Below are 19,698 nucleotides of genomic sequence, written 5' to 3'. Positions count from 1 at the left end.
TTATAACCTTTCAATCTCTCCTTGGTTGTCATACATGAGCTTCACGTTTTTCGGCAATCCTTTGAAGATCAAGAAGCTGAGCAGCACAGTGACAACTTTGTCGGGCACATCGACGACGATGCTGTCCGCAAACGAAGCGAGCCATAGCGGCATATCTTTCGCGAGCATCGTTGCAAACAATGCATCTCCCCAGATGTTTCCAGTCGTCCCTTCCCAAAACATGATATTAAGCGGCGTCGATACGGTTGCTGCTAGGAATCCAACGACAAGCCCAAGGACGATCGCTTTGCCGGCATTCGAAATCCACCCTTTATACGCCATGATTCCGACCGCTAAGCCGATGGCGGCCTGGGTGATGGCATAGACGAAGGAGACTGGACTCGTCGTGAAGCCGTAGACGATATTATTAACGACACCGACAATTGCACCGACCACAGGCCCTGCAAGCATACTCGCCAAAACAGTTCCAATGGCATCGATCCATAGGGGCAGTTTTAACACGTCGGCAAACAGTTTCCCCAAGAAGTTGATGCCGACCGCTGCCGGGATCAACACAAACGCAGCTGTTGAAAACTGCAATGTCCATAGACGATTCTTTTTCATTTGTATTCTCCTTCTTCTTTGTAATCAAGATAGTTGTCAAGACACATGACTATACTAATTCATTCTGAAGAAATAGGGAAGCTTTTCTTGAAAAAGAGATGGTTACTTATTCTCATCTTATGCCCGATTAAAATTTTTAGGTATTGAAAAGACCGAGAGAATACAAGATCATGTGTCTCTTGGTCTAGGTGTTTGGTATCCAGAACCGGAAGTTTTAAAGAAAGACCGCCAATCTGCACGTGGCAAACAGCGGTTTCGTTACCGATCAAAAGGTGTATTGCTTCAATAGATTTTCAAGTTTCAGTGCAAGGCCAATATTGCCTTTCACTTGTAATTTTCCCATCATGAAAGCAGCAGTGGAATTCAAGTTGCCGCCAAGCAATTTTTTGAAATCCCCGACACTCATCTTCAATGCACAATCCACTTCGCCTGGGTCTCCACGGAACGTCTCCGCCTCGCCGCCAGCAAATTTTAATCCATACATGCCGCCGTCCTCACCGGACAAGTCGAATGAATACGACGCATTCATCCCTTCAACTGGGCCATTATTGGCACCCAGCTGCGCATCAATTTCGGTCCAAATCTGTTCCATCGTCATTTCTTCTAATTTCATTCGAAGACACCTTCTTCGCAAATAATGATTGATTATTCATTCATTATAACACATAGGAACAAAAAGGAATTATGAAAAAAATAGGTTTTACCCTCAATAAACCTAGAATTTTGTCGATAGAAAGGGGTAGTAGATATAGTTAGCAGAAAGGGGTTGTAGAAGTCCGATGAATCGTTCCCATGAAGATCTCAATATGATCTTGGAAGAACTGCAGAAAAAACAGGAATTCATATTTACGCAAGCGAAGCAGACGGACCTTTCACGACAATCGATTGCCCCTGTCTTAGAAGAATTGTGCATCCGCATCTCGAAAATAATGGCGTGCGATCGAGTGAGCATTTGGTTATTCAATGATGATCGAACGAGCTTGACCGCGCAAAATATTTTACATAAAAATAGATTCGCACATACATCAGGGGAAATGATCCTTGCCGAAGAGCTGCCGTCTTATTTTGAAGCGGTCCAGCAAAAACGGATATTGGCGATTGCAGACGTTTCCACAGATCCTGCCACTAAGGAATTGATACAGCTTCCTGCATACGATGACGGGGAAGTAAAGTCACTTATTGACGCCTCGATCATCTTAAGCAAGGGGATCGGCGGCGTTGTCTGCTGTGAATCGACAGAGCCTAGAACGTGGACATATCTTGACCGGGTGCTAGCAGCGTCCATAGCGGACATGCTATCGTTCATTTTCGATCGGCTGGAGCGCATCGAAGTGGAAGAACACGTCCATCAGCTAGCCTATACCGATCTTTTGACGGGGCTCGACAACCAGTATTCATTCACTGAAAAAGTGACGAATCTATTGCCGGTGTTAGAAGAAGGACATCGTGGATTGTTCATCTACCTTGTGATGGATCAGTATACGGAAGTGCAAAGCGTGCTTGGACCAGACGGGGCGGATCAAATGCTCAAAATTACGGCGAACCGTCTGAAGACGCTATTCCCGTATCCTGCACAAACCACAAGGCTGGCATTCGACCATTTCGTCATTTTCACGCCATTTGAAGGCGAACTGGAATGCGAAATGACTAGGGTGGAGCGGCTCATCAACCGATTGAAACGTCCGATGCATGTAAGCGGACAGGAAGTGTATATGACGTTCAGCTACGGGGTTTCCATTTATCCCGAGCATGCGACGAACGTGAAGTACGGCGTTCAGGCAGCGTATATGGCGCTGCAATCCGGAAAAGAGGCAGCGAACAGGAAAGCTTGGAACCTCTATAATCCGGACATGCATACATTCCTGAAAGAGACGATGCTTTCGGAGATGAACTTGCGAAGAGGCCTCGATATGAACGAATTCAAGCTGCATTATCAGCCGCAAGTGAATTGCCGGACGGGGGAAGTGAGCGGCTTCGAAGCGCTCATCCGGTGGCAACACCCGGAGCGCGGACTTATTTTTCCTGGGGATTTCATAGAGCTTGCCGAGTCGACGGGGCTCATCACGCCGATCGGGGAGTGGGTCATCAAGCAGGCGGCCGGCCAAATCCGGGAGTGGAATGAGCAAGGATTGAAGAATGCTACCGTATCAGTGAATTTATCACCGAGGCATTTCCTGCATCATAATCTTCCGTTCTATTTGGATAAATGCGTTAAAGAGGCTAACATCAAACCGAAAAGCCTTGTGCTGGAAATAACGGAAAACGTCGCTTTGGAAGATACGGAAGCTGTCGCTAACCGCATTAATCTCCTGAGGGAAATGGGTTATTCCGTTTCCATTGACGACTTTGGAAAAGGGTATTCCGCATTCATTTATTTACAACACTTTCCTATCCAACAAATCAAGATCGATCGCCAATTCATCAACGGGCTCGGAAACGACCCGAAAAGCTCCGGAATTGTCCAGACGATCATTCATCTTGCTGAAATGCTCGGACTGCAAACGATTGGTGAAGGCGTCGAAACGAAACAGCAATGGGATCTTTTGAAACAGTTCGGCTGCTCCGAACTGCAAGGGTTTTACTTCAGCAGACCCGTCCCTGTCGATGAAATCAATGAACTGATCCGCAAGCATGGAAAAGGCGGGAAACTGCTTCTCCCATCCTTGTAAAAGTAAACAAAAGCCTTACACATCGGGGAACTCCCATTGTGTAAGGCTTTATTAATTACCGCCCAATCGGCCAGTCAAATGGCAGCGACCCTGGCGGGGAGTGCTTGATAATATCGATGACCGGAATTGTATAGGCGAATAGAATAAGGGCAATCGTAATCCCGATCCACAGATACCAGTTCTCCAGGATTTTCGGTGTCGGTTCTGCATCAACCTCTTCTTCCGCAATCGGAAATTCCTGTACGCCGCGCGGGGCGAAGAATGCGAGTTGGATAAAGATGTAGATCATCATGATGATGCCGATGAACAGGATCGTTCCTCCGACTGCTTGTGCGATCTGATAGCTGATCCACGTATCGACTTGCGCGCCGCCAGCGTAGTTCGAGAAATTCGAACGTCTCGGCCCGCCAAGAAGACCTTGGATATGCATCGCTGTCGACATGATCGTCATCCCGACCGTCCAAATAATCGTTTGGATGATGCCGAGTTTATTCAACTTCGGTGTCAATCGTCTTCCTGTCAAATGAGGGACGAGCCAATAGGCGATGCCGAAATATGTCAGGATGACTGTCGTTGCGACCGTCAAATGGAAGTGGCCTGTCACCCAGATCGTATTATGGATGAGCGTGTTCACTTGGTGGGAAGCGTTGACGATACCGCCGGCGCCGCCAGGGATGAATGCGACCATGCCGATGAACGGTGCAAGGAAACGGACGTCTTTCCAAGGCAGATGCTTGAACCAGCCGAAAAGCCCTTTATGGCCTTTCCGTCGGCCAGTCGTTTCAAATGTAGCAAAGATCGAGAACGCCGTCATCAATGTCGGAATGACAACCATGAATGTCAGGACGACTTGGATGAATTTCCACGTCGGATCGATTCCGGGCTCCGTCAATTGGTGGTGGAAGCCGACCGGGATCGAGAACATAAGCAAAAGAATGAATGATAGCCTTGCCAAAGAGTCACTGAACAATTTGCCGCCAATAATTTTCGGGATGATTGCGTACCATGCCATATATGCCGGAAGCAACCAGAAGTAGACGAGCGGGTGACCGAAATACCAGAAAAGCGTACGGCTCAGCAGCACGTTGATTGTAGCTGCGTAACCTAAAGACCAAGGGATGAACTGAATTAAAACGGATGTTGCAACACCAAGGGATGCGATGAACCACATCGCCATATTGATGACGACCATGAAAGCGAGCAACGGGGATTTCTGCCCGGGGTTCGCTTTTTTCCAGACGTACAGCTGACGGAAGTTGACGAACACGGCGATCCAGCTGCCGACAATGACCAATGCCAATCCGATATAAAATGCAGCATGTGCACGCAAAGGAGCATAGAATGTGTACAGTACGTTCGCCTGACCAACCAAAATAGTGATCGCTGCAATAATCGTACCGACGAGCATCGTCCAGAATGCGATCCAGCCCCATTTGCGTTGTTTGTCAGAAATGCCGACCGTTTTCCCCATAAGGGCAAATTGGAAGCCGACGATGAAGAATGTAGTCAACACCAAACCTAGAATGACACCGTGCACCGTTAAAATGGTATAGTAGTTTATTCCGAACGGCAGTTGGAATTGCCCTGAGCGGGACAATGTCTGCAAGAGCCCCATAAGGCCGCCGATCAGCAATGAAGCGAATGTCACATGCATGAAAGCCATGTATAGACGCGCTTCCTTTTTCGGAAACAGAACGTTTTTCAACATTACTCAAACACCTCCACAGTTGCAAACATTTGATGGTGGCCGATTCCGCAATATTCATTACAGACGACAGTGAATTCACCAGCGTTTTTCATGACCGTTTCAAGCCGGCTCACATGTCCCGGCTCGACCATCATGTTGACATTCGTGCCTGCAACTTGGAAGCCATGCACGACGTCCTTAGTAGTGATCTGGAATAAAACAGTGGAACCTTTTGGCACGCGGATCTTCTTGACAGGCTTTCCGTCCGCATCCGTGCCGAAATCATAGTTGAATGCTGAAGCGACGATATTGACTGTATATTTTCCGTCAGCCACTTCACGAAGGCCGAGATTTTCAGGTTTGAAAGATTCATGCGCCTCGACATTCTGCGGATCGATCGTTTCGATATGGCTCATCGGATGCGTCCCTTTCCAGAAAGCCGCGAAACCGATGATGATTAGAAAAAGTGCAAGCGAACCCAATCCGAATGTAAGCCAGATCTTTTCGTATTTATGCAAATGCATTGGTTTTCCTCCTAACAAGTCTCATTATCTTGATAAAAAAAGTGCGTAAAGTCCGAACCATGTCACTAGGATGAAGATACCTAACAGCATGACTGAGATGAAAGTCCCTTTAAGATTGATGCCGGTTTCAGGATTTCCGGATTGTTGTACCGGGTTCTTCTTTGTTTTGTTTGTAGCCATTCGTTCCACCTCCTGCATTGATTGAAGTTGCGCATCTCATACTTTTATCATAAGCATTGAGGAAAATTAGAGAATTAGGGAAATCCCTATGAATCTCCAATTGGCGAAAGAGTCCACATTTTGTTCACATCGTCTTCAAAAATTAGACATATACGTTTGGAGAAATGTGATGGGTTTTAGTAGATAAGAAGAGGGAATAGAAGTGTGGTCAACCTTTTTGTGAAAATTATCCGTTTTATTGACCATACTGTTTTTGGAAATTACAATAAGACAGTAAGACCAAATCTATAATGAAAGTCGGTTGAGAATGATGGAAAAATGTAAACTTATTCAAGTGGAAAGCCCTGAAAAAGGAGCAGAAAAATTTTATCAGTTGATAAAAGAAGAACTTGAGCATAATCGACTTCATGTGCTTGGATTGGCAACAGGAAGTACGATGATCCCCGTCTACAAAAAATTGACGGAATCGGAGCTGGACTTCTCGGATGTGACAACATTCAATCTTGATGAATATGTCGGTTTGCCCGCATCCAGCCCGAACAGTTATGCATATTTCATGAACGAACACCTATTCAATAAGAAAACATTCAAAGAAACGAATATACCCGATGGCACAGCTGAGAACCTCGAGGAAGAATGCAAACGTTATGAGCAAGCATTGCAAGACGCAAAACTCGACATCCAACTATTGGGCGTCGGCGAAAACGGTCATATCGCGTTCAATGAACCTGGAACTCCAAAAGATTCCGTCACACATGTCGCCCAGTTGACGGACTCGACACTCGGCGTAAACAGCCAATACTTCGAAAACGACGAGAAGATCCCTAACACTGCGCTGACAATGGGAATCGCCTCCATCATGAGCGCCAAAAAACTTGTCCTTCTCGCATTCGGAGAGAAAAAACGCCCGGCCATCGAAAAAGTGCTCGAAGGCAAAATCGATCCGGACTGGACGATCACATACCTCCTTGAGCATGGAAATGTTACAATCATTACAGACTTAGAATTTTAATGAATAGCCGCATCCCTTGATAAAAGGGGTGCGGCTTTTTAATATGGGGAGAAAAATGACAAGAATGTTTCAAAGGAGAAATATGAAGGTTTTTTGTAATGTTTCTGTTACCGAACTGTAATATTGGACGAGCATAGTACATGGTAAAGTAGTCTCAGATGAAAGATACAGATAAATAAAAATTCGGGGGATCATACATGAGAATATTTTCACGCATGCAAAAGCCTGTTGCATCCTTTGCAATTGTCTTTGCCTTATTGTTCACGCCAATGATAGGTCAAGCTGAAGCATCCTCATCCGATTCAGCTTCAATTTCTGCAACCGCCACTAGTCTTAAAGGAATTAAGTACGTTTACGGCGGGACATCCAAAGCAGGCTTTGATTGTTCAGGGTATGTCCAATTCGTATTCAAGCAGCATGGAGTCAATCTGTCCCGTACGGCATCCGGAATGTATACGTCAGGTGAAAAAGTTGCAAAAAGTGACTTGGCTGTTGGCGACTTGGTATTCTTCAATACAAGGGGCAAAGGGGTTTCACACGTTGGTATCTATATCGGCGACGGAAAGTTTGCACATGCCTCATCATCCAAAGGCGTTAAAGTCGATAAGCTCAATGACCCGCACTATTGGGGCAAGCGTTATGTCGGCGCTAAACGGATCAATGGAATTACAGAAGTTGCATCTAAATAAATGTTAAACACTTTATCATAAAGCAGATTCCCAATTCGGAATCTGCTTTTTAATTTGTGATTTCAACAAAGGATACTTGTTCACCCGCCAAAAAAAGAAGCCTCGACAGCGCGGTCGAAGCTTCTTTTTTCTTTACTTATTGAGGAACTCGGATAATCCACTTAGAGAAATCCGGATTTTCTTTTTGAACCATTTCTTTCGGATAAATGAATGTCCAAGGCTTAGATGTATTCGCCTTCACTTCAAGTGGTCCTAAATTGAACGAACCACGTGCAACAATATCGCCAGTGGCATCCAACAATTCAAGCGGCAGCGTTTCGACGCTGATCTGCTTGGAGTGTCCGTTACGGATGAAGAGGGATACTGAAATGCTCTTGTCATCCTGCTGCTTTACTTGGAAGCCGGCGAAGTTGACCTCGCGTGGCTTTAATTTAGGCATCTGTTCAACAACTTTAGCGAGTGCATCTTTCTGCTCAGTAGAAAGTCCCTCTTCCCATGCTTTATCAAGTTCAAGTCTATGTGGTGCCATAGACTGGACATTAAATGCAAGTTTCCAATTTTCCTTGGGAGGCTGCTCTACAAACGTATTCGTTTTCTCGAAAACGAACACCCATGGACGTGCACTTCGGGCCGGGAGTTCGCCTAATTCGTTCAAATCGAATTCCTGGGAAGCGATTACTTCGCCATTTCCATCCAATAGCAATAATTCCACGGGGCCAATCGTAATTGGCTGTTCCAGTGAAGACCTGAAAAATGCTTTGACTAACCAGTTTCCATTTGCCGGTTCGACATCGATGTCGATTCCGGAAAGGGAGATCTGGTTCGGCTTCAAAGGCTCCAATTCATTTGAAAGGAAACGGAAAACGTATTCCTGCTCTTGTGAAAGCGCCCACTGGGGATGAAGGGAAAGAGTTGTTTCCACTTCATCTGTGCCTTCTGATTGGGCACTGCCTTCCAGAATTTCTTCAGAATCGATTGTGCTATCAGAACCCGTTTTTTCGGTTTTCTTGAATAAATTAAATAGTTTCATGATTATTGGGCCTCCTGTTGTTGTGAAATAAGCTTCATAAAGCCGATAACTTCGGATGCGATATTCCTGCGCAGCTTCTGATAGTGCGTGCCGAACAATTGCAGCCCTTCACGTTGATAAATACGCATTGGATCCTCTTGGCCGTATGACCGCAATCCGATCCCTTCCTTAAGACGCGCCATCACCTCCAGATGTTTCACCCACATCGTATCGATATGGCTCAACATCACTTGCGGGATGATCTCGTTCACCTGTTCATTTTCAGCGAACGTTTCAAGGTACGCAAACAGGTCGGCAACCGGCTCTTCATAAAGCTTCAAAATGTCGGCAGGCTTCTCCAAATTGCGTGGAAGCGCGACCGGCTCCAATAATAATCCGTCCATCGTGCGTTCAATTCGATCGAAATCGAAGTTATCCGGAGTTTCGTGTTCCGGGCAGCTGTCATAGACGACGAATTCCACCGCTTCGGATACCATTGTTTTCAATTGATCAAGAAGGTTTTCGCGCTCAAGCACTTTATCCCGCAGCGAATAAAGTACGCCGCGCTGATCGTTGATGACATCATCGAGTTTCAAATTGTATTCACGCATGGAGAAGTGGGCGCCTTCAACAATCCGCTGCGTCCGTTCAGTAAGTTCGTTCACATCGGTATTTTGCACGAGCCCTTCTTCATCCACGACAACCTTTTTGCTGAATTTCTCCAGGTCATCCTTTGCGAAACGTTTGAACATGTCATCTTCAAGCGAGATGAAGAATTGGCTTTCACCGTGATCCCCTTGACGTCCGGAACGTCCGCGCAGCTGGTTGTCAATCCGGCGGCTTTCATGCTTTTCCGTACCTAGGACGAATAGGCCGCCGATTTCCTCGACCCCTTCGCCAAGCATGATATCCGTTCCGCGTCCCGCCATATTTGTCGCAACTGTTATATGGCCCATTTGGCCAGCCTGGGAAATGAGATCCACTTCCTGCTCGACACTTTTCGCGTTCAATAAATGATAGTCAAGATTCTCGCGATCCAAATACTCCGCAACCTTTTCAGATTGTAGAATGGAAGTCGTTCCAACGAGGACCGGTTGCCCTTTCTGATGGCGCTCCGCCACTTCTTTCGCAACCGCTTCGTATTTTTGTTCGATTGTCTGATATACCCGGTCCGGAGAGTCGATGCGCGCACGAGGACGGTTCGTCGGGATTTGGATGACTTCCATGTTATACACTTCACGGAATTCCTTCTCCTGTGTCTTCGCTGTACCTGTCATGCCGCTAAGCTTCGGATACATCCGGAAATAGTTCTGGATCGTAATTTGCGCTTGGGCCTTATTCTCATCAGTGATCGGCAAACCTTCCTTCGCCTCGATCGCCTGGTGAAGTCCATCCGAAAGTGTACGGCCTTCCATGATCCGGCCGGTGAACATGTCGACAAGTTCGACTTTTTCATCCTTCACGATATAGTCGACATCGCGTTTGAAGATGACGTAGGCGCGGACGGCCTGAATCATATAATGATAGAGTGTCTGGTGTTCAAGCTCATAAAGATTGTCGATGCCGAACGCCTTCTCCACTTTCTCGATTCCAGCTTCCGTAAGTGAAGTCGCTTTTGTTTCATCATCAAATTCAAAATCGACGCCTTTTTTGAATCGCTTCGCGAGTCTGGCGGCGATGAAATGAAGATCGGGATCAGCCTGCATTTTCCCTGCGACGATCAATGGGGTCTTCGCCTCATCGATCAAGACACTGTCCACTTCGTCAATGATGGCGAAGTGATAGGGGCGCTGCACCTTTTGGGAAGTATGCTGAACCATATTATCGCGGAGGTAATCAAAACCGAACTCGGTTCCGACACCATACGTAATATCTGCCATATAGGCATCCTGTTTTTCAGGTCCTTGCATCATCGGAACGTTCAAGCCGACCGTCAATCCGAGGAAACGGTGGATCTGTCCGATTTGATTGTAGTCCCGTCTAGCGAGATAATCGTTCACTGTAATGACGTGAACACCTTTTCCTTCAAGCGCCCGCAAGTAGGAGGGAAGGGAAGCGACAAGCGTCTTTCCTTCACCTGTCGGCATTTCCGCGATATTGCCTTCAGCCAATACCATGCCGCCGATCAGCTGAACGTCAAAATGACGCATGCCTAATACCCGCTTCGATGCTTCACGGACGACGGCGAATGCGTCTGGGAGGATGGCTTGAACGTTTTCGCCCTCCTGGATTTGCACTTTGAATACTTCTGTCATATGGGCAAGCTCTTCATCTGATAATGTTTCATATTTTGATTCCAAGTCATTTATGTGACGGACAACTTTGCGATATTTGCGAAGTTGCCTTTCGCTCGTTTGATTTGAACGTTTGAAAATTGATAACATATAATTGGCGCTCCTTTTTCTCATCCTTCTATTAAAGGATACAAGTTCTATTTTATCAAACTATAAACGAAAAGACTACCTTGATAAGAAATTGGAAGGATTCGCCCTTTGCTAACCGGGTATAGTAGTCTCGAGTGCCTAGTTTCACGAACTTGGGATGCTTTCCATTGACAGCTGTGCTATAATACTTGTGGCTAACTAAATTATTGTCATTTACAGGGAGGAAGGACATGTTATTTCTTGCAATGGCTGCTGCATTCATAGCTTCCATCATACTGACTCCACTTGTCATAAAATTCGCGTTCCGTATCGGGGCGGTCGATCATCCGAACTATCGGAAGGTGCATGCATCCGTCATGCCGCGTATCGGGGGGATAGCGGTTTTCGGCGCTTTTGTCGTCGGTTATCTTTTACTTCGTCCTTCAGATGAGCACGCTGTCGGAATCCTTGTTGGAGCCATTATCATAATTGTTACAGGCTTCCTCGATGATATGCTTGAAATCACCGCCAAGGCGAAGCTGATCGGCCAACTGGCTGCGGCAATCGTCGTCGTGACATGGGGCGGTTTACAAATTGAATTCATTAACTTGCCATTTTTCGGCCCGTTTGACTTTGGGTATTTAAGTATCCCGATTACGATACTTTGGATCATCGGCATTACAAATGCTATCAATCTCATTGATGGTTTAGATGGTCTTGCAGCGGGCGTTTCCACGATCGCACTTATTTCCATCACGGTCATGGCTGTGATCATGGGCGACGTATTCGTTGTAGCGACAGCTGCCATCTTGGCTGCGAGCACACTCGGATTTTTGTTCTACAATTTCCATCCCGCAAAGATTTTCATGGGGGATACCGGGGCACTGTTCCTCGGCTACATGATTTCAGTATTGGCATTGTTAGGCTTTAAGAATGTCGCGGTTGTGTCACTCGTTATCCCGATTATTATGCTTGGTGTACCGATTTCCGATACATTCTTCGCAATCGTTCGCCGGGTGCGGATGAAGCAGCCGATTTCAGCACCGGACAAATCGCACTTGCACCACTGTCTACTCCGTGCAGGCTTCTCTCACAGACAGACTGTCCTGATCATCTATGGACTGGCTATCCTTTTCGGCGTAGCTGCAGTGCTATTTTCACAAGCGACTGTCTGGGGCGCGATCGTACTGATTGCCGTCATGCTCATCGCAATTGAGCTGTTCGTCGAAATCATCGGTCTTGCAGGAACGAATTACCGGCCATTATTGAATTTGGTTCGTATGATAGGAAAATAAATGAATGTATTATAACAAAAAGGTGATATGCGACACTTCGCATATCACCTTTTTTGGTGCGGGGGAATATATCGATCATTTCCCAAGATATATGGTCATTTCGGGACCTTTGGCTTAATAAAAAAACATCCCGGACCCAGCCGGGATGTGAGATTTCTATTTAATAATCATCGCTGCCTTCAGCAGTTTCATCCGCTGTCCCGATGACACTTGAACTATCGGTCAACGAGGACGAATCCGGAATCAATCCAAGATGGGCTTTCAACAGCTGGCTCACGTTCGCTAAATCAGTTTCGTTCAACTTATAATAATAGACGCCTGTCGACCAATCGTCATAGCCCTGCAAATTGATTGTGTCGATTTGAGGCATGCCGCCTTTTGCATACTCCCAGAAGGAAGTCATTTCTTTGAACGTCATGTCGGTTTTCATATTATCGCCGACTGCTTCAATGACGTCGCCATATTTCGTAATGGATTTCACAGATACCATTTCTTTGATGATCGCCTGTAAAATCTCCTGCTGGCGTTTTCCACGCTCGAGGTCACTGTCAAGCTTACGAGTACGCGCCAATGCGAGCGCATGTCTGCCGTCCAGCAATTGTTGCTGGCCTTTAACCAATTGAATCGTGTTTTTATCGTTTTCATCTTTTTCAAGTCTATTATACGGAACGTCGACTGTAATACCGCCAAGTGCATCAACGACTTCGATAAACGCATTGAAGTTCATTTTCACATAGTAATCGATCGGGATATCGAGCATTTCTTCAACCGATTCAATTGCGGCATGAGTTCCGCCGAATGCATGGGCGTGGGTGATTTTATCCTTATATCCGACTTTGGGGATATAAACATATGAATCACGCGGGATGCTCAATAGTTTCACGGATTTCTCTTCAGGATTGAACGTGGCGACAAGAAGGGCGTCGGAACGGCTATGGCTGTCCCCTTGCATTCTCTTCTCGCTGTCATCCACCCCTATTAATAGAAGGGACACATTATCCTTCGAGGGTTCCACTTTCGCCTCGGCCCTGCCCCCCGATTTCTTTGTTTCAGGAACTGCCTCATACGCCCTATCGACTGCCTGCTCCGCTTGTTGTTTCAATGAAAGGCCGTAAGCTGCAGTTGCAAGCAAGGCAGTGAACGAAACTAACAGCCCGATCTTAATCGCGAGCCTCGCTTTGGATGTCTTCTTTTTAAATTTTTTATAATCTTTTCTTTTCATGGCTTGTATTGGCCTCCACCATTGGCTAAGGATTCTTCCCAAGCAAATTTAATGTCCCTCGAAAAACGGAAAATTGACGCAAACATGTATGGAATCCGCAGAATATACAATGAATCGTCAACTTTCACCATTATACTATTAATTTCCTTAGTCGTATACTATTATCGCAAATCGAATTCAAGGAAAGAAGTCGAGACTTCTGAAATTTCAGCTTGCCCATTTGTCAATTCAGTCATCCAGCTACTAAATGTCTCAGTTTCCCCTATTGGAACATAGAGCAGCAAGCTGACGTCTTCTTCGTAGAGGATCTCTTTGAGTGGATAAGGTGATTGTCTTGCTTCATTCTCAACTTTGCCGAGCAACGTATAATCGATGGAGACTTTCATGAGCGCATGAAGCTTCCGCTCTACAACGCCTGTGGCGGCAATCCCCTCGGTAGTTGCGCGTCCATACGCGCGGATCAGGCCGCCTCCACCCAATTTGATTCCGCCGAAATACCGTGTCACGACAACAGCGGTATCTTTCAACCCTTGCTTCTTTAGTACTTCCAGCATGGGGAAGCCTGCTGTACCCGAAGGCTCTCCATCGTCATTTGCCTTCTGGATCTGATCATGCTCTCCGATCATATAAGCTGAACAGTTATGTGTCGCTGTATGATGCATCTTTTTGATGTCTTGAATGAAGTCGAGCGCTTCTTCCTCGGTCTCTACACGCTTGACGTAAGTGAGGAATCTCGACTTCTTGATTTCGATTTCACTTTCACCGGACAATTTGACCGTTTTGTAATCCGCTCGCATTTGCAGCACTCCTGTCACTTGTAATACAATCTTAATACGCAATTAGTTTTATGATGATATAATAATAAAGTGTATAAGGAATTAAGGAATACTGCAACATTGCCTACGTTTAGTTTTATCGCTTTCCAGAAGGGAGGGGTTGGGATGGCAGAACAGACGATGGACATCCAGAATTTGGAAAAGATATTTGACAATATGGTCAACGTGATGGATCAATCCAAAAATGACATTTTCACTATAAGTGAACAAAGCCGTCAAACTTTCCAAGAGATGCAAACTGAGCTCGTTATCATCAAAGAGGATATTTCCCGGGTAATCACTGAAGGGGACTATTTGGAGGATATGACTCGGCAATCCCGAAGGCGACTGGCAGATGTTTCCAAGAACTTCATGAACTATTCTGAGGAACAAGTTCGCCAAGCGTATGAGGTTGCTAATGATTTACTCGTCAGGCTATCCATCAACCGAATGGAAGAAAAGCAATTGCGCGTTCGGCGGGACGAGTTGGACCGGCGCATTGTCGCCCTTTTGGAAACGATTGAAAAGGCGGATCATCTTGTCAATCAAGTGACCACGGTCATTACATATTTGACATCCGATTTGAAAAAGGTCGGGGAAGTTCTGGAGACGGCCCGGCAGAAACAGGAGTTCGCCATTCAAATCATTCAGGCGCAGGAAGAGGAACGTAAACGGTTATCACGAGACATCCATGACGGTCCTGCACAGATGCTTGCCAATGTACTGCTCAGATCAGGGCTGATTGAAAAGACATTTACCGAAAGAGGCCCAAATGCCGCATTATCCGAACTGAACCAATTGAAGGAAATGGTCAGGAATGCCCTTCTTGAAGTCCGACGCATCATCTATGATCTCCGTCCAATGGCATTGGATGACCTTGGATTGATTCCGACGCTCCGAAAATATTCTTCGACGGTGATGGAATATGAAAAAGGCGTCACGATCCACTTCATAAATAATGGAACAGAGAAGAGGTTCGAATCGAGTATCGAGGTGGCGATTTTCCGTCTCGTCCAGGAATGCATCTCAAATGCACTTAAACATGGAAAATCAAGAGATGTTTGGGTGAAAGTCGAGTGGCTTCGTGATACAATGAACATTGTCGTGAAGGATAATGGCAAAGGGTTCGACCCGAGTCAAACTAAAGATAAATCATTTGGCATTATAGGGATGCGGGAGCGCGTAGAACTGCTAAAAGGCGAGATGAAAATAATGTCTGCCATTGGCAATGGCACAACTGTCTTATTCCGTATTCCGTTACAAGAAAATATAATTGAATAGGGTATTGGGAGGGAAATGAATATGACAAAAATTTTAATTGTAGATGACCACCAGCTGTTCCGTGAAGGAGTTAAGAGGATTCTGGATTTTGAAGACTCATTTGAAGTGGTGGGTGAAGGAGACGATGGCAGTGAAGTGGTTGAGCTATACCGCCGCTTTGAACCGGACGTCGTCTTGATGGATATTAATATGCCGGGAATGAACGGAGTGGAAGCAACGGAAGTGCTCAAAAATGAGTTTCCGGAATCGAAAGTGATCATGCTCTCCATCCATGATGATGAATCATATGTGTCACACGCTTTGAAATCAGGCGCGCTCGGTTATATGCTGAAAGAAATGGACGCGGACGCGATTGTACAAGCAATCAAAGTTGTTGCGGCAGGCGGATCTTATTTGCATCCGAAAGTGACGCATAATCTTGTATCCGAATTCCGCCGTCTGAGCGAGCGCGAACATAAAGGATCTTTCCAACAAAATGATATCCGCCGCCCGCTTCATCTATTGACGAAGCGCGAATGCGAAGTTCTGCAGCTGTTGACAGATGGGCAAAGCAACCGGACAATCGGGGAAACGCTTTTCATTTCCGAAAAGACGGTGAAAAACCATGTTTCGAGCATATTGCAGAAAATGGGTGTCAACGACCGTACACAAGCGGTTGTCACAGCAATCAAAAACGGCTGGGTTGAAGTGAAGTGATGTTATACTAAAAGGGGCCTCCTATTTGGAAGGTCCCTTTTACCGTACAGGAGGAAAAATAATGAAAAAAATGCTTGTTTTCTCAATGCTCATCCTCGTGCTCATCCTTGGCGCGTGTTCGAAAAAGGAAGATGCATCGAACCACGGTTCGGTGAATGATGGGGAGGCTCCGAGCGAATTCGGTTCGATCGATCACGGCGTGGATGAAAATAAAGTAGGCTTCAACTTGACAGGCGGCACAATCGAGGAGGCTGCAAACGTGCCGGCGGAAGAGAAAGACCTGATCATCCGATCATTCGACACGTATATCCATGCATTCAACAACCAGGACCTCGATGAATATATGAGCACGCTTTCCGAGAAGCCCAAAAGCTTCAATTTGGATGAAGAACGCGAGTATATCGAAAGCGTATTTGACGAATATGAATTGTCCCGTGAGGCCAAGGATATTACAATCGTGAAATTTGACGAAGAGACGGGCGAATCCCAAGTATTTGCCAACTTGGTGACGAAGATGAAACAGAAGTCCACCGGCTTGGAGACGAAACGAGATGGCAGGCAAGTGACTGTCTTTTCAAAAGAGGGCGGAGATTGGAAAGTGAACTCCGTTTATTATATGGAAGACCAGAAATAACGTTTATTTACAATAAAATCTCCACAGACTGAAACTGCCCGGTAAATTATCGGGCAGTTTTTTCATGCTTAAACAAAAATTACCTTCCCCGCTATATTGCTTTCAAGAAATGAAACAGGTATAATGGGAACAAATGTTCCTTTTGAAGGGAGGAAACCGTAATGCCTTTAATTCCGGCGAAGGCATTGCCTCATTTCGAAAACATGATCTACTTGCCGATGGTCCTCACTGTACTGCAGCGGGACCGCGAGTTATTTGAAAAAGGCCCGTTCAAGTTAAAGGGGCCTTACTTGAAAATTGTCGATAATACGGTGAAGCAAGTCCAAAGCGAACTGCAGGAAACGTCATTCTATTTGCGACGCAATAATATGAAAGTAATCCGGAAAACGAGGGATAGTATGTTCACGGAATACATTTTCATCAATGGCGGCTATGAAGATCACCGCCGCTATTTGAATGTCCGGCTCCGCAACCGGACGGAAGAATTATTGGAACTGTATTTTACAAAGTCGGGTAATCAGTTGACGGGCCATTAGGCGGGAACCGTAAAGAAGAATGGAAGCTCTTCTGCCTTTTCAGGAAATTTCGCTCGAGCAATTTTCCCAAAGCGTATTGCCGGTTCATCGTCGTTTCCGAAATATCCAAGTGATACTTTTCTCCATTTTCCAACACGACGAAAGTCCCTAGTCCATCCTCATCGTAAAAATCGATTGCATGGACGGAAATCCATACATTTTGATCCGATAAAGGTGACAACGTCGGAAGGAAGATGAATGGAATGCCGAAAGCATTTGCCAACAGAAAAGGCGCCTTCTGCTTATTTTCCCCGAATAACCGCTTGGATGTACTCATGGCGGTCGCATAACTGGAACCGTAGTAAGTACATGATGCTGTTATAATATGTATCGGCTTTTTGGGAACAGTCACAATCCTGTCCCTTTCAACAACCCTCGTGAAAATTTTATTGCCTTCTTTCTTCGGTTGTAACATAAGGGTATCAAGCGATAGATAATACCTTGGTTCGAATTCAGTCAAATCAATCTCTCCCTATCCTATTTTTTCCACCTCATCCCTCACTAGTATTATAGGATAATAAATTAGAAAAACAAGTATTTTAAATGAATAATTAGAACTATCCGATAAAAAGTACAATACTACTAAAAAATCCCCCGTCAGTAAACGGGGGATGAAGATATTTATTCAGCTTGATAACCCAACGCCGCAGCGCCTAATGTTTTCGCGGCAAGCAGCATTGCCTGTTCCTCGAAATCGAATTTCGGGTGGTGATGAGGATATGTTTCAGCTGGCTGGGCACCTGTGAAGAAGAATGTACCAGGCACCTTTTCCAAATAATAAGCGAAGTCTTCTCCGCCCATTTGCGGCTTGCTTTCCACGACATGCTCGACGCCAGGAACCGATTCGGCAATGTCTTTCAAAAACTCGGTTTCTTCTTTATGGTTGACGACGGCAGGATAGCCGCGGAAATAGTCGAACCGGATTTCACAATCGTTGGCAAGTGCCGTTCCTTTCACGACCCGTGCCATTTCCCGTTCCATCATGTCGCGGACGTCGGGATTGAATGTGCGCACCGTGCCGCCAAGCTTTGCAGAATCGGCGATGACGTTGAATGCGTTGTCCGCAACGAATGAACCGACAGACAAAACAGCAGACTCAATTGGATCCACGCGGCGGGACACGAGCTGTTGCAAGTTCATGACGAGCTGCGCGCCAATGACGATGGCATCCTTCGTCTGGTGCGGCGCCGCTCCATGGCCTCCTGCGCCTTGAATCGTAATTTCAAACCGATCGGCAGCCGCCATGACTGGTCCTGTTAAATATTCGATAGTTTTGTAGGGGATGAGCGACCAAAGATGCGTGCCGAAAATGACATCTACACCGTCCAGGCAGCCATCCTCGATCATTGAAATGGCCCCGCCCGGCGCAAACTCCTCCGCGTGCTGGTGAATGAAGACATATTCGCCTGCGAGGTCTTCCCGCAGTTCATGAATCGCTTTCGCCAAATGGAGCAATGCCGCTGTATGGCCATCATGTCCGCAAGCGTGCATGACGCCCGGCACTGTCGATTTATAAGGGACATCTTTTTCGTCCTGAATCGGCAATGCGTCGAAATCGGCGCGCAAAGCGACCGTTTTCCCGGGACGAGCCCCTTTGACACGGGCAACTACACCGTTGCCGCCGACGCCTGAACGAACATCGACGCCAAGATCTACGTAAAAATCATGGATGTATTGCGCGGTTTTTTCCTCTTTGAATGATAATTCCGGGTGCATATGCAGATGTCTGCGGATGACGACCATTTCTTCATAAGCGATATCCAACTTCTCGAACAGCAGCTTATTCACTTGATTACCCCTCTCGAAACGCATTATTTATATTCACAATTATAACAATACGCTTGCGGGGCCGCAATGCAGTTAACGATTAAGCCTTGTCATCGATTTTCGCGATATACGTCGTAATATAGGATGCGCTATCAAAAATATGCGTCGTATTGCCTGCAAATGCATTCATGTCGAGCGATTGAGGTGATTCCTTGAACGCCTGCGAATGCTTCCAGCGATCATAGTCGGACGCATCCTCCCATTCGGTCATGACGATATATGTGTCCGAATCGAGCGGTCGCAACAGACGGAAAGCGGTGAACCCTTTCTGACATTCAATCCGGCCGGTGTCTGTGGATAAACGGTGTTCGAAGACAGGCCGCCCTTCATCCGTGACCGGAACGCTATTGAAGACGAAATAGCCTTCTTCCTTCAATTCCCCGGCAGAGCTGACCACTTCATATCTGCGCGGTGTCTGGAAGACAGACTTCTTCCCGTCTGTTTCGTGCAAAAGGAGCGATTGGCCGCCGCCATGCATGAGAATCATCCCCTTATCCGCATGGCGGGCCTGAAGCTTCTCCATGAAATCCCTCGTTCCGGTAGTCAAATACATATACATTCCCAAAACCTCCTTAATGGATGAGTGCTACTCATATTTTCCCTTAACGGGACAATTA

At 46.2% G+C, this 19,698-nt stretch carries 20 protein-coding genes; 8 read left to right on the top strand and 12 right to left on the bottom strand.

The window, feature by feature from the left end; translation table 11 throughout:
* The gene (locus ACFPTP_RS13015; RefSeq protein ID WP_381445599.1) at positions 1 to 603 is read right to left on the bottom strand and encodes an ECF transporter S component; all 603 of its coding nucleotides are present in this window, start codon (positions 601 to 603) and stop codon (positions 1 to 3) included.
* A 265-nt stretch (positions 604 to 868) separates the two neighbouring features.
* Positions 869 to 1,216 (bottom strand): SCP2 sterol-binding domain-containing protein, encoded by a 348-nt coding sequence (locus tag ACFPTP_RS13010; protein WP_381445597.1) that lies wholly within the window; start codon positions 1,214 to 1,216, stop codon positions 869 to 871.
* A 166-nt stretch (positions 1,217 to 1,382) separates the two neighbouring features.
* Here ACFPTP_RS13010 and ACFPTP_RS13005 point away from each other — a divergent pair, with 166 nt between their 5' ends.
* Positions 1,383 to 3,272: a sensor domain-containing phosphodiesterase gene (locus tag ACFPTP_RS13005; RefSeq protein ID WP_381445595.1), complete on the top strand. Its 1,890-nt coding sequence runs from the start codon at positions 1,383 to 1,385 to the stop codon at positions 3,270 to 3,272.
* 55 nt (positions 3,273 to 3,327) lie between these two features.
* On the opposite strand, the gene ACFPTP_RS13000 is transcribed toward ACFPTP_RS13005, so the two are convergent.
* Genes ACFPTP_RS13000 through ACFPTP_RS12990 form a run of 3 tightly spaced genes read right to left on the bottom strand, consistent with a single transcriptional unit; the run spans position 3,328 to position 5,663 of the window.
* Complete coding sequence (locus ACFPTP_RS13000; RefSeq protein ID WP_381445593.1) at positions 3,328 to 4,980, bottom strand: b(o/a)3-type cytochrome-c oxidase subunit 1; 1,653 nt, start codon at positions 4,978 to 4,980, stop codon at positions 3,328 to 3,330.
* Positions 4,980 to 5,483, bottom strand: coding sequence for a cytochrome c oxidase subunit II (locus tag ACFPTP_RS12995; protein ID WP_381445591.1), 504 nt, complete (start codon positions 5,481 to 5,483; stop codon positions 4,980 to 4,982). The genes ACFPTP_RS13000 and ACFPTP_RS12995 overlap by 1 nt, the downstream gene beginning before the upstream one ends.
* A gap of 24 nt (positions 5,484 to 5,507) precedes the next feature.
* Complete coding sequence (locus tag ACFPTP_RS12990) at positions 5,508 to 5,663, bottom strand: cytochrome c oxidase subunit 2A (RefSeq protein WP_381445589.1); 156 nt, start codon at positions 5,661 to 5,663, stop codon at positions 5,508 to 5,510.
* A gap of 310 nt (positions 5,664 to 5,973) precedes the next feature.
* Between ACFPTP_RS12990 and ACFPTP_RS12985 the strand changes: the two genes are divergently transcribed.
* Both ACFPTP_RS12985 and ACFPTP_RS12980 read left to right on the top strand, forming a co-directional pair.
* On the top strand, positions 5,974 to 6,675 hold the full coding sequence (locus tag ACFPTP_RS12985) for a glucosamine-6-phosphate deaminase (protein ID WP_381445587.1): 702 nt from the start codon (positions 5,974 to 5,976) through the stop codon (positions 6,673 to 6,675).
* A 197-nt stretch (positions 6,676 to 6,872) separates the two neighbouring features.
* Complete coding sequence (locus ACFPTP_RS12980) at positions 6,873 to 7,364, top strand: C40 family peptidase (RefSeq protein ID WP_381445585.1); 492 nt, start codon at positions 6,873 to 6,875, stop codon at positions 7,362 to 7,364.
* Positions 7,365 to 7,500: 136 nt separating this feature from the next.
* Here the strand turns inward: ACFPTP_RS12980 and ACFPTP_RS12975 are convergent, their stop codons facing one another.
* Together ACFPTP_RS12975 and secA2 are read right to left on the bottom strand one after the other, a co-directional pair.
* Positions 7,501 to 8,394 carry an accessory Sec system S-layer assembly protein gene (locus ACFPTP_RS12975; RefSeq protein ID WP_381445583.1) on the bottom strand — a complete coding sequence of 298 codons (894 nt, stop codon included), beginning with the start codon at positions 8,392 to 8,394 and terminating at the stop codon, positions 7,501 to 7,503.
* A gap of 2 nt (positions 8,395 to 8,396) precedes the next feature.
* Positions 8,397 to 10,757, bottom strand: coding sequence for an accessory Sec system translocase SecA2 (secA2, locus tag ACFPTP_RS12970; RefSeq protein WP_381445581.1), 2,361 nt, complete (start codon positions 10,755 to 10,757; stop codon positions 8,397 to 8,399).
* 230 nt (positions 10,758 to 10,987) lie between these two features.
* Here secA2 and ACFPTP_RS12965 point away from each other — a divergent pair, with 230 nt between their 5' ends.
* A complete protein-coding gene (locus ACFPTP_RS12965; protein WP_381445578.1) occupies positions 10,988 to 12,031 on the top strand; it encodes a glycosyltransferase family 4 protein in 1,044 nt (347 codons plus the stop codon).
* A 160-nt stretch (positions 12,032 to 12,191) separates the two neighbouring features.
* Here the strand turns inward: ACFPTP_RS12965 and ACFPTP_RS12960 are convergent, their stop codons facing one another.
* Both ACFPTP_RS12960 and ACFPTP_RS12955 read right to left on the bottom strand, forming a co-directional pair.
* Positions 12,192 to 13,253: an LCP family protein gene (locus tag ACFPTP_RS12960; RefSeq protein WP_381445576.1), complete on the bottom strand. Its 1,062-nt coding sequence runs from the start codon at positions 13,251 to 13,253 to the stop codon at positions 12,192 to 12,194.
* Positions 13,254 to 13,414: 161 nt separating this feature from the next.
* Entirely contained in the window at positions 13,415 to 14,050 is a 636-nt protein-coding gene (locus tag ACFPTP_RS12955; protein ID WP_381445574.1) for a YigZ family protein, read from the bottom strand.
* 144 nt (positions 14,051 to 14,194) lie between these two features.
* Here ACFPTP_RS12955 and ACFPTP_RS12950 point away from each other — a divergent pair, with 144 nt between their 5' ends.
* The 4 genes from ACFPTP_RS12950 (at position 14,195) to ACFPTP_RS12935 (ending at position 17,215) form a co-directional block, all read left to right on the top strand.
* Positions 14,195 to 15,349: a sensor histidine kinase gene (locus ACFPTP_RS12950; protein ID WP_381445572.1), complete on the top strand. Its 1,155-nt coding sequence runs from the start codon at positions 14,195 to 14,197 to the stop codon at positions 15,347 to 15,349.
* Positions 15,350 to 15,370: 21 nt separating this feature from the next.
* Positions 15,371 to 16,045, top strand: coding sequence for a response regulator (locus ACFPTP_RS12945; protein WP_381445570.1), 675 nt, complete (start codon positions 15,371 to 15,373; stop codon positions 16,043 to 16,045).
* Between the two features lie 61 nt (positions 16,046 to 16,106).
* Positions 16,107 to 16,679 carry a nuclear transport factor 2 family protein gene (locus ACFPTP_RS12940; RefSeq protein ID WP_381445568.1) on the top strand — a complete coding sequence of 191 codons (573 nt, stop codon included), beginning with the start codon at positions 16,107 to 16,109 and terminating at the stop codon, positions 16,677 to 16,679.
* Positions 16,680 to 16,840: 161 nt separating this feature from the next.
* Positions 16,841 to 17,215 carry a YhjD family protein gene (locus tag ACFPTP_RS12935; RefSeq protein WP_381445566.1) on the top strand — a complete coding sequence of 125 codons (375 nt, stop codon included), beginning with the start codon at positions 16,841 to 16,843 and terminating at the stop codon, positions 17,213 to 17,215.
* On the opposite strand, the gene ACFPTP_RS12930 is transcribed toward ACFPTP_RS12935, so the two are convergent.
* From ACFPTP_RS12930 to ACFPTP_RS12920, 3 genes are all read right to left on the bottom strand, one after another.
* Positions 17,181 to 17,714 (bottom strand): competence protein ComK, encoded by a 534-nt coding sequence (locus ACFPTP_RS12930; protein WP_381445564.1) that lies wholly within the window; start codon positions 17,712 to 17,714, stop codon positions 17,181 to 17,183. The two genes, ACFPTP_RS12935 and ACFPTP_RS12930, sit on opposite strands and share 35 nt — an antisense overlap.
* A gap of 161 nt (positions 17,715 to 17,875) precedes the next feature.
* Positions 17,876 to 19,042 (bottom strand): M20 family metallopeptidase, encoded by a 1,167-nt coding sequence (locus ACFPTP_RS12925; protein WP_381445562.1) that lies wholly within the window; start codon positions 19,040 to 19,042, stop codon positions 17,876 to 17,878.
* 79 nt (positions 19,043 to 19,121) lie between these two features.
* Positions 19,122 to 19,640 carry an antibiotic biosynthesis monooxygenase family protein gene (locus ACFPTP_RS12920; protein ID WP_381445560.1) on the bottom strand — a complete coding sequence of 173 codons (519 nt, stop codon included), beginning with the start codon at positions 19,638 to 19,640 and terminating at the stop codon, positions 19,122 to 19,124.
* Between the last annotated feature and the right edge of the window lie 58 nt (positions 19,641 to 19,698).

Source organism: Sporosarcina koreensis, assembly GCF_042655825.1.
Taxonomy (GTDB): Bacteria; Bacillota; Bacilli; order Bacillales_A; family Planococcaceae; genus Sporosarcina; species Sporosarcina koreensis.
The sequence above is the reverse complement of the archived record's forward strand: the minus strand, read 5'-3'. Positions and strand labels throughout refer to the sequence as shown.

Coding starts and splice junctions, on each gene's coding strand:
- ACFPTP_RS12995 (WP_381445591.1), bottom strand. CDS start 5,483: ATGCATTTGCATAAATACGAAAAGATCTGGCTTACATTCGGATTGGGT.
- ACFPTP_RS12955 (WP_381445574.1), bottom strand. CDS start 14,050: ATGCGAGCGGATTACAAAACGGTCAAATTGTCCGGTGAAAGTGAAATC.
- ACFPTP_RS13005 (WP_381445595.1), top strand. CDS start 1,383: ATGAATCGTTCCCATGAAGATCTCAATATGATCTTGGAAGAACTGCAG.
- ACFPTP_RS13000 (WP_381445593.1), bottom strand. CDS start 4,980: ATGTTGAAAAACGTTCTGTTTCCGAAAAAGGAAGCGCGTCTATACATG.
- ACFPTP_RS12990 (WP_381445589.1), bottom strand. CDS start 5,663: ATGGCTACAAACAAAACAAAGAAGAACCCGGTACAACAATCCGGAAAT.
- ACFPTP_RS12960 (WP_381445576.1), bottom strand. CDS start 13,253: ATGAAAAGAAAAGATTATAAAAAATTTAAAAAGAAGACATCCAAAGCG.
- ACFPTP_RS12940 (WP_381445568.1), top strand. CDS start 16,107: ATGAAAAAAATGCTTGTTTTCTCAATGCTCATCCTCGTGCTCATCCTT.
- ACFPTP_RS12985 (WP_381445587.1), top strand. CDS start 5,974: ATGGAAAAATGTAAACTTATTCAAGTGGAAAGCCCTGAAAAAGGAGCA.
- ACFPTP_RS13015 (WP_381445599.1), bottom strand. CDS start 603: ATGAAAAAGAATCGTCTATGGACATTGCAGTTTTCAACAGCTGCGTTT.
- secA2 (WP_381445581.1), bottom strand. CDS start 10,757: ATGTTATCAATTTTCAAACGTTCAAATCAAACGAGCGAAAGGCAACTT.
- ACFPTP_RS12950 (WP_381445572.1), top strand. CDS start 14,195: ATGGCAGAACAGACGATGGACATCCAGAATTTGGAAAAGATATTTGAC.
- ACFPTP_RS12965 (WP_381445578.1), top strand. CDS start 10,988: ATGTTATTTCTTGCAATGGCTGCTGCATTCATAGCTTCCATCATACTG.
- ACFPTP_RS13010 (WP_381445597.1), bottom strand. CDS start 1,216: ATGAAATTAGAAGAAATGACGATGGAACAGATTTGGACCGAAATTGAT.
- ACFPTP_RS12975 (WP_381445583.1), bottom strand. CDS start 8,394: ATGAAACTATTTAATTTATTCAAGAAAACCGAAAAAACGGGTTCTGAT.
- ACFPTP_RS12920 (WP_381445560.1), bottom strand. CDS start 19,640: ATGTATATGTATTTGACTACCGGAACGAGGGATTTCATGGAGAAGCTT.
- ACFPTP_RS12935 (WP_381445566.1), top strand. CDS start 16,841: ATGCCTTTAATTCCGGCGAAGGCATTGCCTCATTTCGAAAACATGATC.
- ACFPTP_RS12980 (WP_381445585.1), top strand. CDS start 6,873: ATGAGAATATTTTCACGCATGCAAAAGCCTGTTGCATCCTTTGCAATT.
- ACFPTP_RS12945 (WP_381445570.1), top strand. CDS start 15,371: ATGACAAAAATTTTAATTGTAGATGACCACCAGCTGTTCCGTGAAGGA.